This window comes from Flavobacterium sp. N3904 (assembly GCF_025947305.1).
Taxonomy (GTDB): domain Bacteria; phylum Bacteroidota; class Bacteroidia; order Flavobacteriales; family Flavobacteriaceae; genus Flavobacterium.
The window spans coordinates 1,715,464-1,742,402 of record NZ_CP110009.1; the positions used below are offsets into that span (position 1 = coordinate 1,715,464).

At 35.7% G+C, this 26,939-nt stretch carries 23 protein-coding genes and 1 riboswitch; of the genes, 21 read left to right on the forward strand and 2 right to left on the reverse strand.

Translation table 11 applies throughout. The features are described 5' to 3' along the window. Positions 1 to 86: 86 nt before the first annotated feature. The 4 genes from OLM57_RS07040 (at position 87) to OLM57_RS07055 (ending at position 3,032) form a co-directional block, all read left to right on the forward strand. Positions 87 to 1,259, forward strand: a complete 1,173-nt coding sequence (locus OLM57_RS07040) for a trans-sulfuration enzyme family protein (protein WP_264566520.1) — start codon at positions 87 to 89, stop codon at positions 1,257 to 1,259. Positions 1,260 to 1,349: 90 nt separating this feature from the next. After that, a complete protein-coding gene (locus OLM57_RS07045) occupies positions 1,350 to 1,850 on the forward strand; it encodes an RDD family protein (protein ID WP_264566521.1) in 501 nt (166 codons plus the stop codon). 143 nt (positions 1,851 to 1,993) lie between these two features. Beyond that, a complete protein-coding gene (locus tag OLM57_RS07050) occupies positions 1,994 to 2,512 on the forward strand; it encodes an alpha/beta hydrolase (protein WP_264566522.1) in 519 nt (172 codons plus the stop codon). 109 nt (positions 2,513 to 2,621) lie between these two features. Beyond that, positions 2,622 to 3,032, forward strand: a complete 411-nt coding sequence (locus OLM57_RS07055) for an RrF2 family transcriptional regulator (protein WP_264566523.1) — start codon at positions 2,622 to 2,624, stop codon at positions 3,030 to 3,032. 142 nt (positions 3,033 to 3,174) lie between these two features. On the opposite strand, the gene OLM57_RS07060 is transcribed toward OLM57_RS07055, so the two are convergent. Then, entirely contained in the window at positions 3,175 to 3,957 is a 783-nt protein-coding gene (locus OLM57_RS07060; RefSeq protein WP_264566524.1) for a sulfite exporter TauE/SafE family protein, read from the reverse strand. A 190-nt stretch (positions 3,958 to 4,147) separates the two neighbouring features. On the opposite strand from OLM57_RS07060, the gene OLM57_RS07065 reads away from it, so the two are divergent. The 10 genes from OLM57_RS07065 to metF all read left to right on the forward strand — a co-directional run bounded on the left by OLM57_RS07065 (position 4,148) and on the right by metF (position 17,923). Further along, a complete protein-coding gene (locus tag OLM57_RS07065; RefSeq protein WP_264566525.1) occupies positions 4,148 to 4,849 on the forward strand; it encodes a phosphoadenylyl-sulfate reductase in 702 nt (233 codons plus the stop codon). Positions 4,850 to 4,963: 114 nt separating this feature from the next. Further along, positions 4,964 to 5,863, forward strand: coding sequence for a sulfate adenylyltransferase subunit CysD (gene cysD / locus OLM57_RS07070; protein ID WP_077373562.1), 900 nt, complete (start codon positions 4,964 to 4,966; stop codon positions 5,861 to 5,863). A 110-nt stretch (positions 5,864 to 5,973) separates the two neighbouring features. Next, a complete protein-coding gene (locus OLM57_RS07075; protein ID WP_264566526.1) occupies positions 5,974 to 7,218 on the forward strand; it encodes a sulfate adenylyltransferase subunit 1 in 1,245 nt (414 codons plus the stop codon). Positions 7,219 to 7,306: 88 nt separating this feature from the next. After that, complete coding sequence (locus tag OLM57_RS07080; protein ID WP_264566527.1) at positions 7,307 to 9,397, forward strand: nitrite reductase; 2,091 nt, start codon at positions 7,307 to 7,309, stop codon at positions 9,395 to 9,397. Continuing rightward, positions 9,390 to 10,166, forward strand: coding sequence for a uroporphyrinogen-III C-methyltransferase (gene cobA / locus OLM57_RS07085; protein ID WP_264566528.1), 777 nt, complete (start codon positions 9,390 to 9,392; stop codon positions 10,164 to 10,166). Before OLM57_RS07080 ends, cobA begins: the two co-directional genes overlap by 8 nt. Continuing rightward, a complete protein-coding gene (locus OLM57_RS07090; RefSeq protein WP_264566529.1) occupies positions 10,166 to 10,744 on the forward strand; it encodes a bifunctional precorrin-2 dehydrogenase/sirohydrochlorin ferrochelatase in 579 nt (192 codons plus the stop codon). The genes cobA and OLM57_RS07090 overlap by 1 nt, the downstream gene beginning before the upstream one ends. A gap of 95 nt (positions 10,745 to 10,839) precedes the next feature. Next, a complete protein-coding gene (locus tag OLM57_RS07095; protein ID WP_264566530.1) occupies positions 10,840 to 11,892 on the forward strand; it encodes an NAD(P)/FAD-dependent oxidoreductase in 1,053 nt (350 codons plus the stop codon). Positions 11,893 to 12,068: 176 nt separating this feature from the next. Further along, positions 12,069 to 12,176, forward strand: a riboswitch (SAM riboswitch). A gap of 243 nt (positions 12,177 to 12,419) precedes the next feature. Continuing rightward, positions 12,420 to 13,421: a homocysteine S-methyltransferase family protein gene (locus OLM57_RS07100; protein ID WP_264566531.1), complete on the forward strand. Its 1,002-nt coding sequence runs from the start codon at positions 12,420 to 12,422 to the stop codon at positions 13,419 to 13,421. Between the two features lie 768 nt (positions 13,422 to 14,189). Then, positions 14,190 to 16,871 (forward strand): methionine synthase, encoded by a 2,682-nt coding sequence (gene metH / locus OLM57_RS07105; protein ID WP_264566532.1) that lies wholly within the window; start codon positions 14,190 to 14,192, stop codon positions 16,869 to 16,871. A 95-nt stretch (positions 16,872 to 16,966) separates the two neighbouring features. Further along, on the forward strand, positions 16,967 to 17,923 hold the full coding sequence (gene metF, locus OLM57_RS07110) for a methylenetetrahydrofolate reductase [NAD(P)H] (RefSeq protein WP_264566533.1): 957 nt from the start codon (positions 16,967 to 16,969) through the stop codon (positions 17,921 to 17,923). Positions 17,924 to 18,020: 97 nt separating this feature from the next. Here metF and gldA read toward each other — a convergent pair whose 3' ends face one another. Then, positions 18,021 to 18,917 carry a gliding motility-associated ABC transporter ATP-binding subunit GldA gene (gldA, locus tag OLM57_RS07115; protein WP_264566534.1) on the reverse strand — a complete coding sequence of 299 codons (897 nt, stop codon included), beginning with the start codon at positions 18,915 to 18,917 and terminating at the stop codon, positions 18,021 to 18,023. Between the two features lie 191 nt (positions 18,918 to 19,108). On the opposite strand from gldA, the gene OLM57_RS07120 reads away from it, so the two are divergent. From OLM57_RS07120 to rsgA, 7 genes are all read left to right on the forward strand, one after another. Further along, on the forward strand, positions 19,109 to 19,690 hold the full coding sequence (locus OLM57_RS07120) for a porin family protein (protein ID WP_264566535.1): 582 nt from the start codon (positions 19,109 to 19,111) through the stop codon (positions 19,688 to 19,690). A 109-nt stretch (positions 19,691 to 19,799) separates the two neighbouring features. Next, positions 19,800 to 21,044, forward strand: a complete 1,245-nt coding sequence (locus OLM57_RS07125; protein ID WP_264566536.1) for a dicarboxylate/amino acid:cation symporter — start codon at positions 19,800 to 19,802, stop codon at positions 21,042 to 21,044. Between the two features lie 423 nt (positions 21,045 to 21,467). After that, a complete protein-coding gene (locus tag OLM57_RS07130; RefSeq protein WP_264566537.1) occupies positions 21,468 to 22,295 on the forward strand; it encodes a prephenate dehydratase in 828 nt (275 codons plus the stop codon). 81 nt (positions 22,296 to 22,376) lie between these two features. Next, a complete protein-coding gene (locus OLM57_RS07135) occupies positions 22,377 to 23,522 on the forward strand; it encodes a pyridoxal phosphate-dependent aminotransferase (RefSeq protein WP_264566538.1) in 1,146 nt (381 codons plus the stop codon). Positions 23,523 to 23,647: 125 nt separating this feature from the next. Next, complete coding sequence (locus OLM57_RS07140; RefSeq protein ID WP_264566539.1) at positions 23,648 to 24,499, forward strand: prephenate dehydrogenase; 852 nt, start codon at positions 23,648 to 23,650, stop codon at positions 24,497 to 24,499. A 150-nt stretch (positions 24,500 to 24,649) separates the two neighbouring features. Beyond that, positions 24,650 to 25,732, forward strand: coding sequence for a bifunctional 3-deoxy-7-phosphoheptulonate synthase/chorismate mutase type II (locus tag OLM57_RS07145; RefSeq protein ID WP_264566540.1), 1,083 nt, complete (start codon positions 24,650 to 24,652; stop codon positions 25,730 to 25,732). A gap of 212 nt (positions 25,733 to 25,944) precedes the next feature. Further along, a complete protein-coding gene (gene rsgA, locus OLM57_RS07150) occupies positions 25,945 to 26,922 on the forward strand; it encodes a ribosome small subunit-dependent GTPase A (RefSeq protein ID WP_264566541.1) in 978 nt (325 codons plus the stop codon). Positions 26,923 to 26,939: the final 17 nt, after the last annotated feature.

The window sequence follows — 26,939 nt, forward strand, 5'->3', positions numbered from 1 at the left end:
TTATTTACAAATCTCAAGAAAAAACTTTGCGAATCTTTGCTTTTTCTTTGTGAATCTTCGTGATATAGCTTTAAAAATAAATAACAATGAACGAACAAGAATTTGGTTTTGAAACGCAAGCCATACGTACCCAATTAGAAAGAACGCAATTTCAAGAGCACTCAGTGCCTTTATACTTAACATCTAGTTTTGTATTTGAAGATGCCGAAGATATGCGTGCTTCATTTGCAGACGAGAAAGATCGAAATATCTATAGCCGTTACAGTAACCCCAATACTAACGAATTTATAGAAAAAATTTGTAAAATGGAAGGTGCTGAGTCGGGATTTGCCTTTGCTTCGGGAATGGCAGCCGTGTATTCAACTTTGGCGGCTTTGTTGAACTCCGGAGAACATATTGTTTCGGCAAGCAGTGTTTTTGGAGCAACACATTCGTTATTTATCAATTATTTTCCAAAATGGGGAATTGAAACATCATATTTTGATATCGATAAACCCGAAACCATTGAAAGTTTTATAAAGCCAAACACAAAGATTCTTTTTGCCGAATCGCCAACCAATCCAGCAGTAGATATTATTGATTTGGAATTGTTAGGAGCTATTGCCAAAAAGCACAATTTGATTTTAATTATCGACAACTGTTTTGCTACACCGTATTTACAGCAACCGATAAAATGGGGCGCACATTTGGTGGTACATTCAGCAACAAAATTAATAGATGGACAAGGTAGAGTTTTGGGTGGGATAACAGTTGGAGATGCTGAATTAATTCAGAAAATCTATTTATTTTCTCGACTTACCGGTCCTTCCTTATCCCCATTTAATGCCTGGGTATTATCAAAAAGCTTAGAGACTTTGGCTATTCGTTTAGACAGACATTGTGAAAACGCCTTGAAAGTGGCAGAGTTTCTGGAAAGCCATCCTCAGGTTAATAAAGTAAAGTATCCTTTCTTAAAATCACATCCACAATACGAAATTGCCAAAAAGCAAATGAAATTAGGAGGCAATATAGTTGCTTTTGAAATCAAAGGCGGAATTGAAGCGGGAAGAGCTTTTTTGGATAAAATAAAATTATGTTCGTTGTCACCAAATTTAGGCGATACGAGAACAATCGTTACGCATCCGGCCTCTACAACTCACAGTAAATTGACTATTGAGGAGCGTTTGGCGGTGAGTATTACTGATGGATTGGTACGCGTTTCTGTAGGTTTGGAAACTGTAGAAGATGTTATTGCCGATTTAACGCAGGCCTTATCGTAAGTAAAGATTTTAGTTGATTTTTCTTAAATAAAAAAGATTATATTTGTAAGAAATCAAAATAGTCATAATCAATTAGAATTAATTTTAGATATGAAAAACACTACTTATTATTTAGACGAAAAATTATTAGCATCAAGTGGAACTAGGTTTATGAATTATATTTTAGACTTAGTTTTTTATATAATCGTAATTGTTTTTATTGCTTTTATAGGAGCTATAGTTGCTGCGTTATTGGGTTTGTCAAATTTACTTCTTTGGATGCAAAATATTTCGGACTTACAATCCAACTTAATAGCTATTGTTGTGATGATAATTTATTACACTCTAACGGAAGGTTTTTTAGGTAGGTCTTTTGCTAAATTTATAACCGGAACTATAGTGGTAGATGAAAATGGTGAAAAGCCATCATTTGGGATTCTTTTTCAAAGAACGCTTTGTCGCTTAATTCCGTTTGAAGCTTTTTCTTTTTTAGGTAGTTCCGGAAGGGGTTGGCATGATTCCATTTCAGATACTTATGTTGTCGACAAAAAAGGATTGGAAGAAAGTCTAAGATTATTTCATGAAGTGGATCAAATAGGGGAACTTTCATAAAGAGGCCTAAATATAGCAATAGCCCACGGTTTTAATCGTGGGTTTTGTGTTTAATAGGGTTGATGTTATTGTTGATTTGGAACAAAATAAATCTGTTTTGATTTGTTAAAATTGTAAATTTGGTTTTGTAACATCACAAACAAATGAAATCAAGATTAATCATTTTATCGGATTTATGGGGAAAAGAAAAATCTGATTGGGTTTCAGTCTATGTTGAATTATTGAAGGATAAATTCGAAATTCAATATTATGATTGTTGTGATTTGGGAGCAATAGATAAAACTCTTTATACCGAAGAAAATCTTCACACTCAGTTTGTTAATGCAGGAATCGAAAAGGCAGTTGAGCAACTTTTGAAAGAAGAAAAGAATGAAATTGATGTTCTAGCCTTTAGTATCGGTGGAATAATTGCTTGGAAAGCAACTTTGAAGGGATTGACTGTTAAAAGTCTATTTGCAGTTTCATCGACAAGATTACGATATGAGAATGAAATTCCGAATGGAACAATAAAGCTTTATTATGGAGAAAATGACAGCAATAGACCAAATGATAATTGGTTTGAAAAACATCCCATAAATTCCGAAATTATAAAAAATAAGGAACACAATTTTTATACGGAAAAACATTTTGCAGAATCGATTTGCAAGGAAATTTTAAAATAGTTTCATACAATTTGCTAAAAAAAGGATAAAGTTTGTAGTTTCGTAATCAGATAAAAATCAAAAATAAGTTCCGATTGCTATCGGGATTAATCCACAATCTTAAATCACAATGCTTTCAAAGAAAACAAAATACGGAATAAAAGCACTGACTTTTTTGGCTCGACAAGAAGATAATTCGCCCGTTCAAATTGCCGAAATTGCAAAAAGCGAAAACATTTCGATTAAATTTTTGGAAAGTATTTTATTACTCCTAAGATATTCTGGTTTTTTAGGAGCCAAAAAAGGAAAAGGTGGTGGTTATTATTTGATAAAAGATCCTAAAGATATCAATATGGCTCAAGTATATCGAATACTGGAAGGACCTATTGCACTTTTACCTTGTGTGAGTCATAACTTTTATGAGCCCTGCGAGGATTGTATTGACGAAGCCAATTGTTCTGTACATAAATTAATGACAGAAGTTCGCGACAATACTTTGATGATTTTAGAAAATAATTCCTTAGCAGATATTGCTTTTTAAAAGATTATCGAAAATTCACAAATTTTAGAATATTTAACATTCTTTTATTTTATGAATTTGCTTTTTTTACAAATTAGTATGGATGCTTAGGACTATTTTTTGAAAACAGCTTAGATTTTTAATCTAAACAGACTTCTTTTGGCTAAAAAACCAATTTATATCCTACGAAAAATAACATTATTGCAATGGCATTTCTAAGAATTAAATCTGGTACTTTTCCGCTCAACATACTTCCAACATAGATTCCTGGGAGAGATCCCATTAGCAACTGTCCTAATAGACCTAAATCTAAATTTCCCATCGAGGCATGTCCTATTCCTGCAACAAGAGTTAAAGGAACAGCATGAGCGATTTCGGTTCCAACCAATCGTGGAGTAGGCAAAAGTGGGTATAAGAAAAATAAAGTAACCGTACCCAAAGCACCAGCTCCAATTGAAGTTAGTGTAACGGTGGCTCCCAAAAGTACTCCAATAAGAATCGTTAATACATTTTGAGTTTTACTCTCACTATGAAATTTATCACCAGCATGTTTTTGTGAAAATACGAGTAGTTTCTTTTTGAATAAAATGGCAATTGAAGTAAAAAGTAATGCCCAACCCAAGCTGTATTTTATAATTGTATTTATAGTAGTAATATCTGTTTTTATACTATGTAAAATCCACAAAGTTAGCATTGCGGCCGGAACACTGCCTAAAGAAAGCCAACCTGTGATGGCCCAATTGATATTCTTTTTTTTGTGATGTACAAATACACCTCCCATTTTGGTAAATGCAGCATATAATAAATCGGTGCCCACTGCTGTTGTTGGTGGAATTCCAAACCACAATAAAATAGGTGTCATCAAAGAACCGCCACCAACTCCGGTTAATCCCACTACAAATCCAACTGTCAAACCTGCTACTACTAATCCTATTTGGAAATCCATGATATTTTAAAATTTTGACAAAAATACATATTTTTTACAATACTCCTATAGGAGTAGTAGAATTTATTATTTATTATTTTTTAATATAAAAAGTCAAGGTATTATTTTGATATATAGAAATAAGTAGTATTTTTGCATTTTAATCTAGTATTCCGATAGGGTAATAGATTTACAAAATACAGACATAAATATGAGCACAGCGATAGTAAATACTTTATTGGAAAAAACGGCAGATTTCACGATTGAGGAAACTTTGGCTTTTTTGGCTAATGAACACAAAGGGAAAGTGGTTTTTTCAACTTCATTTGGCCAAGAAGATCAGGTTATAACTGCATTAATTGCTAAGGATGATTTGCCTATCAATATATTCACACTTGACACGGGAAGATTATTTCAGGAAACGTATGATGTTTTTCATAGAACAATAAAAAAATACAAAGTTGCGATTCAGACGTATTTTCCTGAAGCTAGTGATGTAGAAAATTTGCTGAATAAAAAAGGACCAAACAGCTTTTACGAATCGGTGGAGAACAGAAAAGAATGTTGTTTTATTCGAAAAGTAGCGCCGTTGACAAAAGCTTTGAAAGGAAATGAAATTTGGATTACGGGTTTGCGTGCCGAACAATCCGAAAACAGAAATGATTTGGCAGCTTTTGAATACGATGCACATTTCAATATTATAAAATTCAACCCATTGTTGAAATGGACTTTAGAAGACGTCCAAAAATACATTGATGATAATAATGTACCACAAAACGCTTTACACAAAAAAGGGTTTGTAAGCATTGGTTGTGCGCCTTGTACCAGAGCGATTGCCGAAGGAGAGGACATCAGAGCAGGAAGATGGTCGTGGGAATCCAGTCATAAAGAATGTGGATTGCACCAGAAGTAAGGTAAGAGATTAGAAAATAGAAGTTAGAAAAAAGAAAAAAATAATAATAGTTTGAAGATTTAATACAGGGGACAACCTTAAACTTTTAAACTTTAAACTTTTAAACTAAAAATAATGAGTTCAGTTTTAAAAACAAATGCTTTAGAAAGCGAAGCAATTTACATATTCAGAGAAGTGATTTCTCAATTTGACAAACCCGTTTTGCTTTTCTCAGGCGGTAAAGATTCCATTACATTAGTGCGTTTGGCACAAAAAGCATTTTTCCCAGCGAAAATTCCTTTTCCATTATTACATGTGGATACAGGCCACAACTTTCCGGAGACTATTGAATTTAGAGACCGATTGGTAGCTGAATTGGGATTGGAATTAATCGTTCGTAATGTGCAGGATGCAATTGATGAGGGGAAAGTGGTTGAAGAGTCTGGTAAATATTCCAGCCGAAATAGCTTGCAAACCACTACATTATTAGATGCTATCGAAGAATTTAAATTTGACGCTTGTATTGGTGGAGCGCGACGTGATGAGGAAAAAGCAAGAGCCAAAGAACGTATTTTTTCTGTTCGTGATGATTTTGGTCAATGGGATGAAAAAAACCAACGTCCCGAATTGTTTGACTTATTGAACGGAAAAATTGAAAATGGCCAAAACGTACGTGTTTTTCCAATTTCAAACTGGACAGAATTAGATGTTTGGAGTTATATCGAACAAGAGCAAATCGAAATTCCATCGATTTACTTTTCACACAAACGTAAAGTTTTTTTGAGAGACGGTTTAATTTGGTCGCACTCTCCTTTTGTGTACCAAGAAGAAGACGAACAAATCGAAGAACGAATTGTTCGCTTCAGAACCGTTGGAGATATGAGTTGTACTGCCGCAGTTGAATCGTATGCCGCAACCATTCAGGAAGTAGTTGGGGAGATCCGTACTTCGACTATTTCTGAAAGAGGAGCCAGAATCGATGACAAACGTTCTGAAGCTGCTATGGAGAAAAGAAAACAACAAGGTTATTTTTAGAATTTAATTTTTAGAAATTTATAAAGTAAGTATAAAAACATAAGAAGTTTATAAGCGAAGTTTTCAAAACGTGAAACGGTAAACTTTTAAACTTTAAACAAAAAATAAGGATGGAAGTTTTAAAAATAGCAACAGCAGGAAGTGTAGATGACGGAAAGAGTACTTTAATAGGGAGATTATTATACGATACACAATCGTTAACTACTGATAAATTAGAAGCAATAGAAAAAAGCAGTAAGCAAAAAGGATATGATTATCTAGATTTTTCTTTGGCTACCGATGGTTTGGTTGCAGAGAGAGAACAAGGAATTACGATAGATGTAGCACATATTTATTTTTCGACAGCGAAAAAAAGTTACATAATTGCCGATACTCCAGGTCACGTAGAATATACACGTAACATGGTTACCGGAGCTTCGACTTCACAAGTGTCCATCATTTTAATCGATGCCCGTAAAGGCGTGATTGAGCAAACATACCGTCACTTTTTCATCAATAATTTATTGAGAGTAAAAGACGTGATTGTTGCGGTAAACAAAATGGATTTGGTTGATTATTCGGAAGAAGTGTACAACAAAATCAAAGCCGATTTCCAAGCATTAAATGCAAAAAGCGCCTACAAGGAACAAAACGTAAGTTACATTCCATTGAGTGCTTTGACAGGAGATAATGTGGTAGAAACATTAGGAAAAATGCCTTGGTATACTGGACAAACTATCCTGCAACATTTGGAAAATTTAGAAGCAAAAGATGTTTACGATAATGGACAAGCACGTTTTCCGGTTCAAACAGTTATTCGTCCAAAAACGGAAGAATATCACGATTTTAGAGGTTATGCCGGAAAACTATACGGTAACAATATCAAAGTAGGAGATGCGGTAACGGTTCTTCCTTCTTTGACAGAATCTACAGTGACCAATATTCACTTTTTCGATAAACAATTTGATGAGGCGAGCGTTGGTTCTTCCATAACAATCGAATTAGAAAATGATATCAATGTAACGAGAGGTGATATGATTGTAAAATCAAATGAGCTTCCTAGAATTGAAAAAGACATCACAACAACGGTTTGTTGGATGGACAGCAAAAAATTAGTGGCAGGCGCAAAATATTTTGTGCAGCACAACACTAACAGAGTTTTGGCAAAAATTGATAGTGTGAAAAACGTAATCGCTACCGATTATTCTGGAGTAACACCAGCAACTCAATTGGCCATTAATGAGATCGGAGAGGTAACCATTAAATTGAGCAAAGCCATTTATTTTGATGCTTACAATGACAACAAATCTAACGGAGCTTTCATTTTGATAGATTCAGCAACCAACACAACAGCAGGTGTTGGATTTATAAAATAGTTTTTAGTTTTTGCTAAAGAATTAAAGGAATTAAAAAGATATCGATTAACAGCTAAGAGCCAGTGCTAGTAGCCTAAAACCATACAAAATGCAAAGTTTTAGAACCGAAATAGAAGACCCGATTGTTCAAAAAGACATTATCGATTTAGAAAGAAAAATTGCTTTATTCCGTGATGGAAAAATCGATGACGAACGTTTTCGCAGTCTTCGTCTAGCAAGAGGAATATACGGTCAGCGTCAGGAAGGCGTGCAAATGATTCGCATCAAATTGCCTTATGGAAAAGTGACAAGCGAACAATTGCACCGTATTTGTAAAGTTTCGGATGAATATTCAACTGGACGCTTGCACATTACAACGCGCCAGGATATTCAAATTCACTATGTAAGTTTGGATAGAACTCCTGAACTTTGGGCTGAGTTAGAAAAAGACGATGTTACTTTGAGAGAAGCTTGTGGGAACACCGTAAGAAATATTACGGCAAGTGAAACGGCCGGAATCGATGTTGATGAGCCTTTTGACGTATCGCCTTATGCGCATGCTTTGTTTCAATTTTTGTTGAGAAACCCAGTTTGTCAGGAAATGGGACGTAAATTCAAAATGGCATTTTCTTCTTCGGATAAAGATACCGCTTTGAGTTATTTACATGATTTAGGATTTATTCCAAAAGTGGTAAACGGAGAAAAAGGATTCAAAGTAATGCTTGGAGGAGGTTTAGGATCTCAACCACATCATGCCGAATTATTGTCTGAATTTATTCCAGTAAATCAAATTATACCAACAACTGAGGGGATTCTTAGAGTGTTTGACCGTCATGGAGAAAGAACCAAACGATTGAAAGCACGATTGAAATTTTTAGTAAAAGAGTTAGGTAGAGACGAGTTTTTAAGATTGGTAGAGGAAGAGAAAAAAGCCTTGTCTTGCCAAACTTTTGAAATCGATACCACTGCATTTGAAGGAGCTATTCCAGCACCTTTGTTGGCAGCACCAAAAGTTGTTATTGAAGACACTGCAGCTTTTGAAGCTTGGAAAAAATCAAATGTATTTGCTCAAAAACAAGCTGGATATGTAGCGATCGGAATCAAAGTGGTTTTGGGTGATTTTTATACAGACAAAGCGAGACTATTAGCTGATTTAATCAAAAATTATGCTACGAATGAATTGCGTTTTTCATTAAGACAAAATATAGTTCTTCGTCATATTAGGGAAGAAGATTTGCCATTTTTCTATCAAGAATTAGCCAAACTGGATTTTGTAACTTTAGGATACGATACTATTGGTGATATTACAGCTTGTCCTGGTACTGATACCTGTAATCTTGGAATTGCAAGCAGTACTGGAATTGCAGTAGAGCTAGAAAGAGTTTTGGCAACAGAATATCCACAATACAGCAACAATCAAGGAATCACTATCAAAATTAGTGGGTGTATGAATGCTTGCGGACAACACAATATGGCCGAAATTGGTTTTCAAGGGATGTCCATCAATTCCGGAAAATTGGTAGCTCCAGCACTTCAAGTATTGTTGGGTGGTGGAAATTTAGGAAATGGTCAAGGTCGTTTTTCAGATAAAGTTATAAAAATTCCTAGCCGAAGAGGACCAGAAGCTTTGCGTTCTATTCTAAATGATTTTGAAGCAAACGCAAACGGATTATCCTTTTTGAATTACTATGATGCCAAAGGAGAGAAATATTTTTTCGAATTATTGAAACCGCTTTCGGATATTACGAATTTAACAGAAGCCGATTTTGTAGATTGGGGAAATGCAGACAACTACGTAAAAGCAATTGGAGTTGGAGAATGTGCTGGTGTTGTTATTGATTTAGTTGCTACTTTAATCTTTGAAGCAAAAGATAAACTAACATTTGCTAAGGAAGCTTTTGATGACAAAAAATGGTCAGATGCTATTTATTTGGCTTATGCAGGATTTGTAAATGGAGCCAAAGCATTATTATTGGCCGAAAACGAAAAAACAAACCACCACGCAGGAATAATCGATTTGTTTGATACGGTTTTTATAGAAAGCAAAAAAATTGAGTTGGATTCAAGCTTTAAAGATTTGGTTTATCAAATCAAATCAAATGAACCATCTGAAGCCTTTGCACTAAAATACATTCAAGAAGGAGTTGTCTTTTTTGATAAAATAGAAACATACAGAGCCAAAGATTTAGCCGATGCTTAATACAATTCAACCCAAAGTAACTTTAGTAGGTGCAGGTCCTGGCGACCCAGACTTGCTTACTCTAAAAGGTGTAAAAGCACTTGCTGAAGCGAATGTGGTTTTGTATGATGCCTTGGCCAATGAAGAAATAATGAATCACGCTCCTCAAAATTCCATAAAAATATTTGTGGGGAAAAGAATTGGTTGTCACGAATATTCGCAAGATCAAATCAACCAATTGATTGTTGATAATGCGCTTACTTACGGGCACGTGGTTCGGTTAAAAGGTGGAGATCCATTTATCTTTGGAAGAGGAAGCGAAGAAATTGAATTCGCAGAAAGTTTTGGAATCCCTACCTTTGTAGTTCCGGGAATTTCATCGGCAATTGCAGTTCCTGCTTATCAGGGAATTTCATTGACCAAAAGAGGAACTTCCGAAAGTTTTTGGGTAATCACAGGAACTACTTCCAACAGAAATTTGTCTAGTGATATCGCTCTTGCAGCAAAATCATCAGCAACTGTTGTGATTTTGATGGGAATGAGTAAACTATCACAAATTGTTAGTTTATTTCAAAAAGAATCAAAAGGAGAAACTCCCGTTGCGATTATTCAAAACGGAACAACACCAAATGAAAAAATAGGTGTAGGAACAATTGATACCATTCAAGAAGTGGTTGCCGAAAAGAATTTAAGTTTGCCAGCAATTATCGTAATTGGAGAAGTGGTCAAAGAAAGCAATAAATTAAAAGGGTTTTACGAAGAATTTGTAGCTGCTGAAATAAAATCATAATGGAAAGAAACGAATTATATCCTATTTTTTTAAAACTGAACAACCTCAATGTACTTATTGTGGGTGGGGGAAATGTAGGGTTAGAAAAGTTATCTTTTATGTTGAAATCCAGTCCCAATGCCAATGTTGAAGTGGTAGCGCCAAAGTTCTTACCGGAGTTGGAAGCTTTAGTCGAAAAACATCCTTCTGTAAAGTTGACCCAAGCGAAGTTTAAGAAAAAAATGCTCAAGAAACGTAACATGGTCATTGCCTGTACGGATGATTTGAAAGTAAACAAGCGAGTATATGATTTGTCCCGAAAAAGATATCTCATCTGCAATATTGCCGACACTCCAGATTTATGTGATTATTATTTGGGTGGTATTGTAACCAAAGGAAACGTAAAAATTGCCATTTCGACCAATGGAAAATCACCAACAACGGCCAAAAGATTGCGCCAGTTTTTTGAAGAAGTAATTCCGGAAGACATCAATAAAATGGTAGAAAACCTCAATGAATATCGTAAAACACTGAAAGGTGATTTCGAAGAAAAAGTTCAAAAGATGAACGAAATCACAGAGTCATTGAAAAAAGAATAAGTAGATTTAATAGACAAAAAAAGAATAAATAAAAACAGAACTCAACCCAATATCTTCTTTCTTAGAGGGGTTGGAGGGAGAAAAATTTAAACACGATGATTAAAACAGACATACTTATTATTGGAGCAGGACCAACAGGTCTATTCGCCGTTTTTGAAGCAGGATTATTAAAATTAAAATGTCATATTCTGGATGCTTTGCCACAACCAGGGGGGCAATTGTCAGAGTTGTATCCAAAGAAACCGATCTATGATATTCCGGGATTTCCAGAAGTATTGGCTGGTGATTTGGTGGATAATTTAATGGAACAAATCAAGCAATTCGAACCAGGATTTACTCTGGGAGAACGTGCAGAAACGATTGATAAGCTAGAAGACGGAAGTTTTATTGTAACATCTAATAAAGGAAAAAAATTCCATGCTTCGGTAGTAGCCATTGCGGGTGGTTTAGGAAGTTTTGAACCAAGAAAGCCTTTAATTGAAGATATTGCATTTTATGAAGATAAGGGAATCAAATATTTTATCAAAAATCCAGAGAAATTTAGAGACAAAAGGGTCGTAATATCCGGAGGTGGAGACTCCGCTTTGGACTGGAGTATTTTCTTGTCGAATGTGGCTTCAGAGGTAACTTTGATTCACCGCAGAAACGAGTTTAGAGGAGCTTTAGATTCTGTAGAAAAAGTACAGGAATTAAAAAATGCCGGAAAAATTAAAATGATTACGCCAGGTGAAGTTATCGGTTTAAACGGAGCAGAACATTTAGAGTCTGTTGATGTAGATATTGACGGAGCGCACAGAAACATACCAACAGATTATTTCATTCCGCTTTTCGGTCTTACACCAAAATTAGGTCCTATCGCCGATTGGGGATTGGAAATCGAAAAAAATGCAATCAAAGTGAACAACGCTTTAGATTATCAAACAAATATCCCTGGAATTTTCGCCATCGGTGACGTAAATACTTATCCGGGAAAACTAAAATTGATTCTTTGCGGATTCCACGAAGCCACATTAATGTGTCAAGCGGCTTACCAAATTATCAATCCAGGTAAAAAATATGTAATGAAATACACTACCGTTTCGGGAGTTGACGGATTCGATGGTACTCGTAAAGAAGCGCCAAAAGCAGTGGTGAAAGCTATTGTGTAGTTTCGTTTAATAAGTTTAAAAGTTTAAATTGTTTAAAAGTTTAGGTGTTGCGTCTGTTCGGCGACAATCTTAAACAACTTTAAGCAATTTAAACTTTTAAACAATTTAAACTTTTAAAAAAAACTTGCAATTGTTGGCGCTATGTCGTTTCTTTGCACTGTTCCTATTTTTATTGAAAGTTATCACGAAAGGCGGAGGGAAAAGACCCGATGAAACCTTAGCAACCCTTTACTTTTTTAAAGAAGGTGCTACATTCTACCACGCATTGCGCGGATAGATAACACAAGAATACATCCCCGTATTCCTCAAACCTTTTCCTGACAACATATCGATATTTTTTTTAGAGCGAATTATTGGCGCATTTTTTGCAGTCAACGTTCCCGCTTTCCGTTGCAATCTTTTTTGTTTTTAAAGAAAAAACAAAAAAGGATTTTCATTGCAATCGGGGCTAAAGAGCCGAAAATAGTGATTTTTTGGAAATAATAATCAGCTTAGCGCCTTTGTGCCTTTGCGAGAAATAAAAAAATATGTCAACAATTCAAGAAGAAATAAAAAAGAGAATACTCGTGCTCGATGGAGCAATGGGGACAATGCTGCAACGTTATAATTTCTCCGAAGAAGATTTTCGTGGCGAACGATTCAAAGATTTCCCGCATCCGCTAAAGGGGAACAATGATTTATTGTCTCTCACGCAACCACAGGCCATAAAAGCCGTGCACGCCGCCTATTTTGAGGCAGGAGCTGATATTGTGGAAACCAATACTTTCTCAGGAACCACTATAGGAATGGCGGATTATCACTTGGAGGATTTAGTTTATGAATTGAATTACGAATCGGCCAAACTAGCCCGTGAAGTAGCCGATGAATTCACAGCCAAAAATCCAAACCAGCCTCGCTTTGTTGCCGGTTCAATTGGACCGACAAACCGTACGGCAAGTATGTCACCGGACGTAAACGACCCGGGATACAGAGCCGTAACTTTTGATGATTTACGTACCGCCTACAAACAACAAGTCGAAGCCTTAATGGACGGCGGGTGCGACTTGCTTTTGGTAGAAACAATTTTTGATACGCTAAATGCCAAAGCGGCACTTTTCGCCATCGAACAAGTAAAAGAAGAACGCAATATTGATATTCCAATTATGGTTTCGGGAACTATTACCGATGCTTCGGGAAGAACACTTTCTGGGCAAACGGTTGAAGCCTTTTTGGTTTCAGTATCGCATATTCCGTTGTTGAGCGTAGGATTCAATTGTGCCCTTGGTGCCGATTTATTGAAACCGTATTTGCAAACTTTGTCGCATAACACTTCTTTCAACGTGTCGGCGCATCCAAATGCTGGATTGCCAAACGCTTTTGGGGAATACGATGAAACACCGGAAGAAATGCAAGCCCAAATTAAAAGTTATTTAGACGATAATTTAATAAACATAATAGGCGGTTGTTGCGGAACAACTCCAAACCATATTAAATTGATTGCTGATATTGCCAAGGATTACAAGCCTAGAGTTTCGACTGCGGTGATGTAAATTGATAAAATTGTAATAGTTCCAAGATGAAATTTGAGTTTAGTGATAAATAAATTTTTTTAAAACCAATGTATTATTTTGTTTTAATAACGATAGTTCTTTTGACGAACTATTTTATATATAAAATATTAAAGAAAAAGGATGGTTTAATTGAATTACTAGGATATTGCATCTTTATTTTTTTTGGTATTATATTAATAACAAAAATTTATGATTTTACTATTCATATAGCTAGTATGCCTAAAAGTCAAAGCATTTTTATTTTTTTAAGTTTTAGTTGGGGCATATCTATAATGAATTTAATAAAAAAATATAATAACAGGAGAGTTGACATTTATAAGCAACTTAATTTGGTAGAATATTTTGGGGAAATTACATTTCTGAAATTTTTTTCTATACTTATAACTGTTTTTCAGATATATTTAATTTTTTCAAAAATAGTTTATGAACTAAATTAATAATGAAACAGATATGACGGATTTGCAATCCGTGCCCGCAAAGAGAGTCAAATAAAAGGTTTTGGAAAAAACTAAAAGTTGATTTATAGCACAATGCCCGCGTGAGGGATAGAAGTGGAGCTTTTTTATTGATTTTTTCATCAAGAAAAAAAGCGGGAACGTATAGCCCGACCCGACCTTTTTTGGAGGGTCACGCCCAAATAAAGTTGAAATTAAAATAAAATATAGCTGCAGTTTTTTGGACCGTAGACAAAATAATAAAAACTTAGAACCTAATTCACATAGGAACTTAGTAACTCAAAATAAAAAAATGGGACACAATAAACATAGAAGAAACCTGGTATTGTCGGGATTGGAGCCTTTAATCATTACGCCGGACAGTGTATTTGTGAATGTTGGGGAAAGAACCAATGTAACAGGTTCTAGAAAGTTCCTTCGATTGATCAAGGAAGAAAAATACGAGGAAGCACTGGATATTGCGAGACAGCAGGTAGAAGGAGGCGCGCAAATTATCGATATTAATATGGATGAGGGGATGCTTGACGGCGTTTATGCGATGACCAAATTCCTGAATCTGATTGCCGCCGAGCCGGATATTTCTCGTGTGCCCATTATGATTGACAGCTCGAAGTGGGAAATCATAGAGGCTGGTTTGAAAGTGGTTCAGGGAAAATGTGTGGTAAACTCGATTTCGCTAAAAGAAGGAGAGGAAGCTTTTATACACCATGCCAAATTAATCAAACGTTACGGTGCTGCTGCAATTATTATGGCTTTTGATGAGGTGGGACAAGCCGATAATTTTGATAGAAGAGTTGAAATTTGCCAACGCTCGTATGATATTTTGGTAAACAAAGTTGGTTTTCCTGCACAGGATATTATTTTCGATTTGAATATATTCCCCGTGGCAACTGGTATGGAGGAACACCGCTTGAACGCTTTGGATTTCTTTAGAGGAACCAAATGGGTTCGGGAAAATTTACCGCACGCACACATCAGCGGCGGGGTGAGTAACGTTTCGTTTTCGTTTAGAGGAAATGACACAGTGAGAGAAGCGATGCACTCGGTTTTCTTGTATCACGCCATTAAAAACGGAATGACAATGGGAATTGTAAATCCGGAAATGTTGTCGATTTACGATGAGATTCCAAAAGATTTATTGGAACATGTAGAAGATGTAATCTTGGACAGACGTGACGATGCCACAGAACGTTTATTGGACTTTGCAGAAAATGTAAAAGGCGATGCCAAAAGCAATGAAGTTGCTGTGCAAGAATGGCGTTCGGGAACAGTTCAGGAAAGAATCACGCATTCTTTGGTAAAAGGAATAGATGCCTTTATAGAAATTGATGTAGAGGAAGCTCGTTTAGCTGCCACAAAACCGATTGAAGTTATCGAAATCAATTTGATGACGGGGATGAATGTTGTGGGAGATTTGTTTGGATCTGGGAAAATGTTTTTGCCACAGGTGGTAAAATCGGCTCGTGTGATGAAAAAAGCGGTAGCTTATTTATTACCATTTATTGAAGCTGCTAAACAGGTAGGGGACAAATCTGGAAACGGAAAGATCCTGATGGCAACCGTAAAAGGGGATGTTCACGATATTGGTAAAAATATTGTTTCGGTGGTGTTGGCCTGTAATAATTATGAGATCGTAGATTTAGGTGTTATGGTGCCTCCCGAAAAAATTATTGCAGCTGCTATAGAACATGAAGTAGATATTATTGGATTGAGCGGATTGATCACGCCGTCTTTGGACGAAATGGTGTATCTCGCCAAAGAATTGGATAAAAGAGGAATGAAAATTCCAGTGATGATTGGTGGCGCAACCACTTCACGTGCACATACTGCCGTGAAAATTGCACCTCAATACAGAGAAACCGTGATTCACGTAAACGATGCGTCAAGAGCGGTTACCGTTGCTGGAAATTTATTGGATCACAATAGAAAAATTTATGCCAGCGATATTCGTGCCGATTACGATGCATTTAGAGAAACGTTTTTGAATCGTTCGCGCGACAAGAATTTCTTGACGATTGAGCAAGCCCGTAAGAATAAATTGCAATTGGATTGGAGGCATTTTGAACCTGTAAAACCAAAAGTTATTGGCGAGCAAATTGTTGAAGTGGATTTGGATGTGTTGGTTCCTTATATTGATTGGACTCCGTTTTTCAGAACTTGGGAATTGTTCGGGAAATATCCGGCGATTTTGACGGATGAAGTTGTGGGTGAACAAGCCACTTCTGTTTTTGCGGATGCACAAGCAATGTTGGAAGTAATTTTGAAAGAGAAAAAATTACAAGCCAAAGGAATCTACGGAATCTTCCATGCGAATCAAATCAATGATGACGATATTGAGTTGACTGATGAAAACGGAAAACCATTACAGACATTCTTGACTTTGCGTCAGCAGTCACAAAAAACAAAAGGAGCTCCAAATATTGCATTGGCCGATTTTATTGCACCAAAAGAAAGCGGAAAAGTGGATTATATGGGAGCGTTTTGCGTGACCACCGGTTTTGGCGTTGACGAATGGGCGGCTGAATTCGAAAAGGATTTGGACGATTACAATTCGATTATGGTCAAAGCTTTGGCTGACCGTTTTGCAGAAGCATTCGCCGAATATTTACACGAAAAAATCCGTAAAGAAATTTGGGGTTATGAGGCCGATGAGGTTTTAAGCAAACAGGCACTTATTGAAGAAGATTATAAAGGAATTCGTCCGGCACCGGGTTATCCTGCCTGTCCGGATCACTTGGAAAAACCAACTATTTGGAAACTGTTGAATGTGGAGGCAGCAATTGGAGTGACCTTGACCGAAAGTATGGCCATGTGGCCCGCTTCATCTGTTTCTGGTTATTATTTTGGAAATCCTGAAAGTAAGTATTTTGGTCTTGGAAAAATAAAAGAAGATCAGGTTATTGATTACGCCAAACGAAGAAGTGTTTCAAACGAAGTCGCTATGAAATGGTTGAATCCGAATATTGCAGATTAAAAATAGTTTAAAGTTGAAATTTTGTTTAAAGTTTAAAGGTTAAAGTTGTTCGAGAGAACCTTAAACCTTAAACCTTAAACTTCAAACTAAAGAAAATGAAAGTAACAGAACATATAGAAAATGCCAAAGGAGAAACGTTATTCTCTTTCGAAATTATTCCGCCGCAGAAAGGCAAAAGCATTCAGGAGTTATACGACAATATTGACCCGTTGATGGAGTTCAAACCGCCATTTATAGATGTAACTACTTCACGTGAAGAGTATATTTATGTAGATAAAGGCAATGGTTTACTAGAAAAAAAACTGACTAGAATGCGTCCTGGAACCTTGGGGATTTGCGCTTCTATTAAACATAAATACAATGTGGATACGGTTCCTCATGTGCTTTGTGGTGGTTTCACTAAAGAGGAAACAGAATATTTGTTGGTCGATTGTCATTATTTAGGAATTGACAATGTTATGGCGCTTCGTGGTGATGCGATGAAAGACGAACAGTCCTTTGTACCCAAAGAAGGTGGAAATAATTATGCATCCGACTTAGTGAGTCAAATTTATCAATTGAATAACGGAAAGTATTTACACGATGTAATGGACATCGACAACAAAGCCGATTTTTGCATTGGAGTGGCCGGTTATCCAGAGAAACATTTGGAATCACCTTCTCTAATTTCGGACTTAAAAAGGCTGAAAGAAAAAGTGGATGCTGGAGCCGATTATGTAGTGACACAAATGTTTTTTGATAATGCCAAATATTTTGAGTTTGTTGCCAAAGCCAGAGAAATGGGAATCACCGTTCCGATTATTCCAGGGATTAAGCCGATTGCAGTACAAAGACATTTACAAGTTTTGCCTCAAATTTTCCGTATCGATTTACCCGAAGATTTGATAAATGCTGTGGATAAATGTAAGAATAATGCTGAAATACGTCAAGTAGGAATTGAATGGGCCATTCAGCAATCCATAGAATTGAAAGCAGCAGGAGTTCCTGTTTTGCATTATTATTCTATGGGAAAATCAGAAAATATTAGACAAATAGCGAGCAAGGTTTTTTAAATAAAAAATTAGTATTAATTTCAATTTGAAATACTCGATTGGTTATTTTAACTGATTGAGTATTTCTTTTTTCTATAAAAATCTTTAGGCTGCTAATTTACTTCGTAATTTCCCTAAACATAGCTTCCAAATTCTTGTTCTTTTGATTGAGCTGTAATGTCTTTAAGCCATTGTCGTAAGCAAAATCAAAAACGGTTGGGCGCATATCTTTATCCGAAACAAAAATTAATTCCCAAGAACTGCCCTGAATGTTTTTATACGATTTTAAATGCGGAATTTGAGCAATAAGATTTTCTTCCACTTTCAAATCAAATTCGACTTCGATTACTTGTTCCTTATCGGCAGAGATTAAGTTGTCTAGTTTTTTGTCGGCAACTATTTTTCCTTTGTCGATTATGATTACTCGGTCGCAAATCGCTTCGACTTCCTGCATAATGTGTGTGGAAAGAAAAACCGTCTTGTCTTTCCCGACGTTTTTAATCACGTTTCTGATTTCGACCAATTGATTTGGATCCAATCCTGTTGTGGGTTCGTCTAGTATCAAAACATCTGGATTGTGCAATAAGGCATTGGCCAATCCAACACGTTGGCGATATCCTTTAGACAATTGTCCTATTTTTTTATGACTTCCGGTTTGTAAACCGGTAATCTGAATTACCTCTTCGATTCTTGATTTTTCTACTTTATAAACATCGGCATTAAAAGCCAAATACTCTCTCACATACAAATCCAAATACAACGGGTTGTGTTCTGGTAAATAACCAATAGAAAGCTGCACTGATTTTTCTTGGGTATTTACATCAAAACTATTCACTATTGCAACACCAGAATCTGCGTTAATATAAGTCGTCAAAATTTTCATCAAAGTCGATTTTCCGGCGCCATTAGGCCCTAAAAAACCAACAATCTCTCCTTTTTTAACAGCAAATGAAATGTTGTCTAATGCTTTTTGGGCGCCATAACTTTTCGAAATGTTTTTTACTTCTATTGACATAAAAATTTTATTTGTTGCAAAAGTAAATAGAAAATGTATAGTTCTCCATTAATAGACAAAATTTATATTTTGATTGATAAATAATCAAAATACTTAGGACAAATAAAATTAATTCGAATTGTATGAAAATTATTAATTACTGGCACAGTTCTTGTTAAATATTTACTAATTTTTAACAAATCAAATAAACTATGAAAAAAACATTAGTAATTCTTGCTTTGGCTATGATAAGCTTTGCAAATGCTCAAAAAGGGACGGTTTTGGTATCAGGAAATATGGGATTTGTTTCCCAGAAAGAGTCTACTCAATCGAATGACTCCAAAAATAAATATGTCAGTTTTTACCCGAAAGTAGGATATCAGTTCAAGGATAATTGGACTCTTGGAATTGAATCTGGATTCTCATCTGCTAAAAATGAGTATACTAGTCAGGAAAGTATATCTAAAAACTTCACAGCAGGGGCTTTTGTTCGATATTCAAAATCATTAAGTCCAATGTTTTTATTATATGCGGATTTGGGAGCTGGTTACCAGAATCGTAAAGTAACTGATACTTATCCATTACAGCCTAGCTCAACATTTACACTTGATGGAGTTTATATGAATTTGACCCCTGGTTTATTTCTAAACATTAAAAATAATTTTGGATTGAATTTTGGTATTGGGGGCTTGTTATATTCCGATACAAAGAGTAATCAAACTAACGGGAGTAATCAATATTTTTATTTCAATTTTGGTCAATCGTTTACTGCAGGAATTTCAAAAAACTTTTAATCTCTATTCTCTATAAATTTCAAAAAAGCATTCATGAAATCATGGATGCTTTTTATTTTTAGAATTAATTTCATTAAGATTTATATATTTACAATTAAACTAAATCAATATGGGAAATTATCAATCGGGCAGTTTCTTGAAAAATTACAGCAGTATTCTATTACTTCTTGGTGGAATAATGGTAGGTAGCATATTAGGTTTGGTTTTTGGAAATGGAGTTGAAGTCATAAGACCATTAGGCGATATCTTTCTGAATTTGCTTTTCACGGCGATCATTCCTCTAGTGTTTTTCACCATTGCTTCCTCCATCGCCAATTTGCAAAAAACCGAAAAACTGGGCAAACTATTTGCGATAGTTTTGGGAGTATTTCTAACAACTGTGATTATTTCGGCCATTATCATGCTGATTGGGGTTTTGCTTTTTCCCATTCATCAGGGAATAACAATCTCAAAAGTAGCCTTAGAAACCATTCAGGAAAGCAGCACGAGTTCTCAAATCACGCAACTTTTAACGGTAAATGATTTCTATGAAATATTATCTCGAAAAAATATGCTGGCACTTATATTGTTTTCTTTTCTAATCGGTTTTTCAACTTTGCGTGTAGGCGAAACCGGAAAAGATTTTGCTCGATTCCTGAATTCGGGTAACGAAGTGATGAAACAATTACTTCATCTCATTATGAAAACGGCACCTGTCGGTCTTGGCGCTTATTTTGCGTATCAAGTCGGAATCTTCGGGCCACAATTATTTGGTGCTTATGCCAAACCGTTGGCACTTTATTATGCTGTTTGTGCTTTTTATTTCATTGTATTTTTTAGTTTTTATGCTTTTTTCGCTGGCGGAAATCAAGGACTTAAGCTGTTTTGGAAAAACAACATCACACCGGCATTTACCGCCGTAGGAACTTGCAGTAGCATCGCAACTATTCCAGCCAATCTCGAAGCGGCAAAGCAAATGAATATTCCAAGCCACATACGTAATCTTGTAATTCCGCTTGGAGCGCCTTTGCACAAAGATGGTTCCAGTATGTCGTCGATTGTCAAAATTGCAGTTCTTTTTGCGCTGTTTGGCAAAGATTTAACGGATCCCTATACCCTAATTACAGCAATCGGTATCACTATAATAGTATCGATAGTCGAAGGTGGTATTCCAAACGGTGGTTATATAGGAGAGATTCTGGCCATAACGGTGTATGGATTCCCGATGGAACAAGCCTTGCCTGCCGCCATGATTATAGGGACCTTAGTCGATCCCATCGCCACTTTGCTAAATGCCAATGGTGATTTAATTTGTGCAATGGTAGTCACCCGAATCTCCGAAGGCAAGAAATGGATTTCCCAAAGTAACATCTAATCATACATTACCCCAGAAATGAGGCGTTTTTTCAACAACATTTAAAAGCAAAGGCACTCAAAAACACAATTTTTATATAAAAGGCGGTTATCCTTTTATTTTGTCGTTTGGAATTCAATAATTTTAGTGCTTAAAAAAGTGTTATTTTTATGAAATTATGACTCAGAATCCCTTTTAACAAACAAATCTTTTTTTGTTACATAAAAAATTATTTTTATTTTGGCTGACTCAAAATATGTTATACATTTGCATTAAATAATTGAAAAACAAAGAATACAATGTCAACTAACCGTTTTTATTTTAGCAACTCTTTTTATTTCTTCTTTAGGAAGTAAGGGATTGTGCTATGGTTATTTGAAAGATTAAAAAACAAATAAAACTAATATACAATCCTGATGAAAATCAGGATTTTTTTTTGACCCAATGAGAACGAAAATTGCAATACAAGGAATTAAAGGATCTTTCCACCATCAAGTGGCTCAAGACTATTTTTATCAAAATGTAGAAGTGGATGAATGTCTGTCTTTTGAGGAATTGGTAGCTAGTTTATTGTCGGGAAAATCAGATCAGGCAGTAATGGCTATAGAAAATTCTATCGCTGGACCGATCATTCCAAATTATGCGTTGATTGACAAAAACAATCTACACATTATTGGGGAGCACTATTTGGATATTCACCAAAATTTAATGGCACTCAAAGGTCAAAAGATTGAAGATATTCAGGAAGTACATTCCCATCCGATGGCTTTGTTGCAATGTATGGAATTCTTGAAAAAATATCCAAATATAAAACTGGTTGAGGACAAGGATACTGCCGAAACAGCTAGAAGAATTCACGAAAAACAGCTAACGGGAATTGCAGCTATTGCCAGCAAAACAGCTTCCGAAATGTATGATTTGGAAATCTTGGCACCAGAAATCCAGACAATAAACAATAACATGACACGCTTTGTTATTATTAAAAAAGAGAATTCGTTTGTAGCTGAAGAAGAAATCAATAGAGCATCCATCAAATTCGAGTTGGATCACAAACGAGGTAGTCTGGCAGCGGTGCTAAATGTGATGAGCGATTGCAAATTGAATTTGACCAAAATACAATCATTACCAAAAATTGAAACACCTTGGAAATATTCTTTTTTTGTGGATGTTACCTTCGATAAATATGAGGATTACGCCAAGTCCAAAGCATTGTTAACGATAATGGCCGAATATTTTAAAGTATTGGGAGAATACAAAAACACCAAACCATAATTTGGCATATAGTTAGAATTCAAAAGTAAAAAGGAAGCATAAAGCTTACGGCTTAAAGCCTAAAGCAAAAAAATAAAAATTATGATTACAACAGCAAAACGTCTCGATATCATTGAAGAATACTACTTCTCCTCCAAGTTGAGAGAAGTGAGACAACTGGCCTCAGAAGGGAAACCGATTATCAATATGGGAATTGGAAGTCCGGATTTAAAACCATCACAAGCAGTTATTGACGCTGTGGTTTCGGCAATGCAAGACGAAAATGCTCATCAATATCAAAGTTACCAAGGATTGCCGGAACTTAGAAAAGGAATGGCAGATTTTTATCAAAACAACTACGGAGTTGTCTTAGATTCTAATGTGGAGATTTTACCTTTAATAGGTTCGAAAGAAGGGATTATGCATATTTCTATGGCTTTCCTGAATGAAGGAGATCACGTTTTGATTCCGAATCCAGGTTATCCGACTTATAGTTCAGTGACAAATTTGGTTGGAGCCGTGCCGGTTTATTATGATTTGAAAGAAGTGAATAATTGGGAACCTGATTTTGAAGCTTTAGAAAAACTGGATTTATCAAAAGTAAAAATCATGTGGATTGGTTATCCGCACATGCCTACAGGAGCAAGAGGAAGTTTGGAGTTGTTTGCAAAATTGGTGGCTTTTGCCAAAAAACACAGCATATTGTTAGTCAACGACAATCCGTATAGTTTTGTTTTGAATGATAAACCAATGAGTTTATTGCAGGTGGAAGTAGCCAAAGATGTGGCATTGGAATTGAACTCTTTGAGTAAAACGTTCAACATGGCAGGATGGAGAGTTGGAATGGTCTTGGGAAATGCAACGCTTATTGACGCTGTTCTTAAAGTAAAAAGCAATATGGATAGCGGAATGTTTTACGGAATTCAAAAAGGGGCCGTTGAAGCTTTGAAAAGCGACCAATCTTGGTTTGACTCGATGAATGCCGTTTACACAAAGCGTCGTGTGTTGACAGAAAAATTGGCAGAGAAATTAGGATGCGAAGTGTACGCAGCAGGTGTTGGACTATTTGTTTGGGCGAAATTACCTGACGGAATAACATCGGCAGAGGATTTTATCGATAAAATATTATACGAGAAATCTATTTTTATCACTCCAGGAACTATTTTTGGAAGTAATGGAGAAGGTTACATTCGATTTGCACTTTGTGTAAAAGAAGAAAAAATACAAGAAGCAATTGATAGATTTTAGATAGAAATAAAATTGCTTAAAAAACGTGATGCCCTAGCCCTGATAGCAGTGGAAATCCTTTTACTTTTTCTTTTAAAAGTAAAAGATTGAAACGGATAGCAGGATTGGCTACAAAAAAATAGAACATGAACATATACGTAATTGGAATTGGATTAATTGGAGGATCAATAGCATTAGACTCAAAAGCATTATATCCACACACCAAAATTTTTGGGATAGATAGCAATGAAGACCACATCAAAGAGGCAATTGCTCTTGGTGTAGTTGATGAAGGAGCTGTTTTTGAAGATTTGGCTAAAGCTGATTTTGTAATTGTTTCCGTTCCTGTCGATGTAGCGATCACGCTTTTGCCAAAAGTATTGGATATTATTCCTGATACAACAATTGTTTTTGATGTTGGTTCAACCAAAACACCTATTTGCGAAGCGGTTGCCAATCATCCGAAAAGGAGAAATTTTATTGCTACGCATCCTATTGCGGGTACGGAATTTTCGGGACCATCGGCAGCAATAAGAGGATTGTTTGAAGGAAAGACAAATATTATTTGCGAAGTCGAGAAAACAGCTTTCAAATTGCAGGAAAAAGCATTATGGTTGTTTAATGCAGTGGGAATGAGAATTCGATATATGGATCCGAAATCGCATGATAAACACATTGCTTATGTGTCTCATTTGTCGCACATTAGTTCGTTTATGCTTGGTAAAACAGTAGTGAATAAGGAGAAAGACGAACAGGATATTTTTGACATGGCAGGTTCCGGTTTTGAAAGCACCGTTCGTTTGGCCAAAAGTTCTCCGGCAATGTGGACACCTATTTTTAAACAAAACAAAAAGCATGTTGTAAAAACATTGGAAGAATATATTGCCAATTTATCCAAATTTAAGGAGTTATTGGAAAAAGATGATTATGATGCAATTTATAACGAAATGCAAAGTGTCAATAAAATAAAAGAGATTTTAAACGGAATGAAGAAGTAGAGTAGGCAGTGTTCAGTTTGCTGTTAGAATTAAAATAAAATAAGAAGAATTAAAAATAAAAAGTAGTAAGTAATTAAAACAACAATCATCCATTCACGACTTCATCTTCGCCACGGCGAAAGGGTTGGGAGAGGAAAAAATTAAGAAAAGATGGAAAACAAGAAAGAAATGAGAAATTGGTTGAACGAATTCAATTTGACTCACCCATTTGTAATTGCAGGACCTTGTAGTGCTGAAACCGAAGAGCAAGTTTTGAAAATTGCTCATGAATTGAAAGATTCAGATGTAAGTGTTTTTAGAGCAGGAATTTGGAAACCAAGAACGCGTCCAGGAGGATTTGAAGGTGTTGGAGAAATTGGATTGAAATGGTTGAAAAAAGCCAAAGCAGAAACAGGTTTGCTTATGGGAACTGAGGTAGCTACTGCTGCACACTGTAAATTGGCTTTGGAAAATGATATTGATGTTTTATGGGTTGGAGCTCGTACAACTGCAAATCCGTTTGCGGTTCAGGAAATTGCCGATACATTAAAAGGAACAGATAAAATAGTTTTGATTAAAAACCCAGTAAATCCAGATATGGCTTTGTGGTTGGGTGGTGTAGAACGTTTGTATGCTGCCGGAATCAAAAACTTAGGAGTTATTCACAGAGGTTTTTCTACGTATGAAAAAACAAAATACAGAAACATTCCGGAATGGCAAATTGCAATCGAATTGCAAAACAAATTTCCCGATTTGCCTTTGATTATTGATCCTTCACATATTACAGGAAACCGTGATATGATCCTTGAAGTAACTCAAGAAGCATTGGATTTAAATTATGATGGTATGATTATCGAAACACATAATGATCCGGACAATGCTTGGAGCGATGCCGCCCAACAAGTAACTCCAGACGCTTTGAAACAAATTTTCAAAGATTTGAAAGTAAGAAAAGTGAGTGGTGATACCGATGATTTTACTAATAAAATGACCAAATTAAGAGCAAATATCGATGTTCTTGATGCTAATCTATTAGACTTACTAGGAAAAAGAATGAAAGTAGCTGACGAAATTGGTCAAGTGAAAAAAGACAATAATGTGGCTATTCTTCAAAACAACCGTTGGAACGAAATTCAGGAAAAAATGGTTGCCGAAGGTGCCAAAAAAGGACTGACAGAAGAATTTATCGTTAGATTATTCAAGGACATTCACCAAGAAAGTATCGGTCATCAAGAAAAAGTCTTGAATTCGTAAAAAGATTTTAGATTGAAGACTAACGATTTTTGACTTCAGATTTCGTGAGTAGAAAAATTTAGATTTCAATAAATCCCAAAGCTCAGGTTTTGGGATTTTTTGTTTATTTTGAAAGTCTTTCAAAATCGTTAGTCTACAATCATAAATGATTTATCTTTGCAAAGTCTTAGATTTTAAATCAGAAATCTAAAATCAGAAATCTAAAATTAATAATGACAGGACTCGTTTACAAATCTACAGGAAGTTGGTACACTGTAAAATCCGAACAAGGCGATTTTATAGAATGCCGTATGAAAGGGAAATTTCGCATCAAAGGAATTAAAAGCACCAATCCAATTGCGGTGGGCGATATAGTAGATTATGAACTCGAAGAATCATCAGATACTGTTACAGGAACCATTCATAAAATTCACGACAGAAAGAATTATATTGTGCGAAAGTCGGTTAATTTGTCGCATCAAATGCACATTATTGCTTCAAATATTGACCGTGTTTTTTTGCTGGTAACGATTAATAATCCTCCTACTACTTTCAATTTTATAGATCGTTTTTTGGTTACGGCCGAAGCCTATGGTATAGAAGCTATTCTGGTTTTTAATAAAATAGATACTTTAGACGATGTTACATTAGACGAACAATTGTTCATGCAACATGTCTATCAAGAAATTGGATATAAATGTTTGAGAGTTTCGGCTGCGGAAATGAAAGGAGTTGAAGTTTTGCAGGAAATGATGAAAGGCAAAGTAAGTATGTTTTCAGGACATTCCGGTGTTGGTAAATCAACATTGGTCAATGCAATGGAACCTTCTTTGCATCTTAAAACAAAAACCATATCCGAAGCTAGTAAGCAAGGACAACATACAACTACTTTTGCAGAGATGTATGATTTGTCTTTTGGAGCCAAAATTATAGATACTCCCGGAATTAAGGGATTTGGTATGGTCGATATGGATCCAGCTGAAATAAGCGGTTATTTTCCGGAATTTTTCAAATTGAAAGACCAATGTAAATTCAACAATTGTTTGCATAAAGAGGAACCACATTGTGCGATAAAAGCGGCACTGGAAAAAGATGAAATTGCTTGGTCTCGTTACAATAGCTATTTAAAAATATTGGAAGGTGATGATGAAAATTACCGTACAGATGTTTATAACGAAGATCGAATTATTAGTGATAAGTCTAGGGAGTAGCCAAATGTTAAACAGCT

What these genes read in the sequence shown, in the direction of transcription:
- OLM57_RS07040 (WP_264566520.1), top strand. Translation starts at nt 87, where the DNA reads ATGAACGAACAAGAATTTGGTTTTGAAACGCAAGCCATACGTACCCAA.
- OLM57_RS07045 (WP_264566521.1), top strand. Translation starts at nt 1,350, where the DNA reads ATGAAAAACACTACTTATTATTTAGACGAAAAATTATTAGCATCAAGT.
- OLM57_RS07050 (WP_264566522.1), top strand. Translation starts at nt 1,994, where the DNA reads ATGAAATCAAGATTAATCATTTTATCGGATTTATGGGGAAAAGAAAAA.
- OLM57_RS07055 (WP_264566523.1), top strand. Translation starts at nt 2,622, where the DNA reads ATGCTTTCAAAGAAAACAAAATACGGAATAAAAGCACTGACTTTTTTG.
- OLM57_RS07060 (WP_264566524.1), bottom strand. Translation starts at nt 3,957, where the DNA reads ATGGATTTCCAAATAGGATTAGTAGTAGCAGGTTTGACAGTTGGATTT.
- OLM57_RS07065 (WP_264566525.1), top strand. Translation starts at nt 4,148, where the DNA reads ATGAGCACAGCGATAGTAAATACTTTATTGGAAAAAACGGCAGATTTC.
- cysD (WP_077373562.1), top strand. Translation starts at nt 4,964, where the DNA reads ATGAGTTCAGTTTTAAAAACAAATGCTTTAGAAAGCGAAGCAATTTAC.
- OLM57_RS07075 (WP_264566526.1), top strand. Translation starts at nt 5,974, where the DNA reads ATGGAAGTTTTAAAAATAGCAACAGCAGGAAGTGTAGATGACGGAAAG.
- OLM57_RS07080 (WP_264566527.1), top strand. Translation starts at nt 7,307, where the DNA reads ATGCAAAGTTTTAGAACCGAAATAGAAGACCCGATTGTTCAAAAAGAC.
- cobA (WP_264566528.1), top strand. Translation starts at nt 9,390, where the DNA reads ATGCTTAATACAATTCAACCCAAAGTAACTTTAGTAGGTGCAGGTCCT.
- OLM57_RS07090 (WP_264566529.1), top strand. Translation starts at nt 10,166, where the DNA reads ATGGAAAGAAACGAATTATATCCTATTTTTTTAAAACTGAACAACCTC.
- OLM57_RS07095 (WP_264566530.1), top strand. Translation starts at nt 10,840, where the DNA reads ATGATTAAAACAGACATACTTATTATTGGAGCAGGACCAACAGGTCTA.
- OLM57_RS07100 (WP_264566531.1), top strand. Translation starts at nt 12,420, where the DNA reads ATGTCAACAATTCAAGAAGAAATAAAAAAGAGAATACTCGTGCTCGAT.
- metH (WP_264566532.1), top strand. Translation starts at nt 14,190, where the DNA reads ATGGGACACAATAAACATAGAAGAAACCTGGTATTGTCGGGATTGGAG.
- metF (WP_264566533.1), top strand. Translation starts at nt 16,967, where the DNA reads ATGAAAGTAACAGAACATATAGAAAATGCCAAAGGAGAAACGTTATTC.
- gldA (WP_264566534.1), bottom strand. Translation starts at nt 18,917, where the DNA reads ATGTCAATAGAAGTAAAAAACATTTCGAAAAGTTATGGCGCCCAAAAA.
- OLM57_RS07120 (WP_264566535.1), top strand. Translation starts at nt 19,109, where the DNA reads ATGAAAAAAACATTAGTAATTCTTGCTTTGGCTATGATAAGCTTTGCA.
- OLM57_RS07125 (WP_264566536.1), top strand. Translation starts at nt 19,800, where the DNA reads ATGGGAAATTATCAATCGGGCAGTTTCTTGAAAAATTACAGCAGTATT.
- OLM57_RS07130 (WP_264566537.1), top strand. Translation starts at nt 21,468, where the DNA reads ATGAGAACGAAAATTGCAATACAAGGAATTAAAGGATCTTTCCACCAT.
- OLM57_RS07135 (WP_264566538.1), top strand. Translation starts at nt 22,377, where the DNA reads ATGATTACAACAGCAAAACGTCTCGATATCATTGAAGAATACTACTTC.
- OLM57_RS07140 (WP_264566539.1), top strand. Translation starts at nt 23,648, where the DNA reads ATGAACATATACGTAATTGGAATTGGATTAATTGGAGGATCAATAGCA.
- OLM57_RS07145 (WP_264566540.1), top strand. Translation starts at nt 24,650, where the DNA reads ATGGAAAACAAGAAAGAAATGAGAAATTGGTTGAACGAATTCAATTTG.
- rsgA (WP_264566541.1), top strand. Translation starts at nt 25,945, where the DNA reads ATGACAGGACTCGTTTACAAATCTACAGGAAGTTGGTACACTGTAAAA.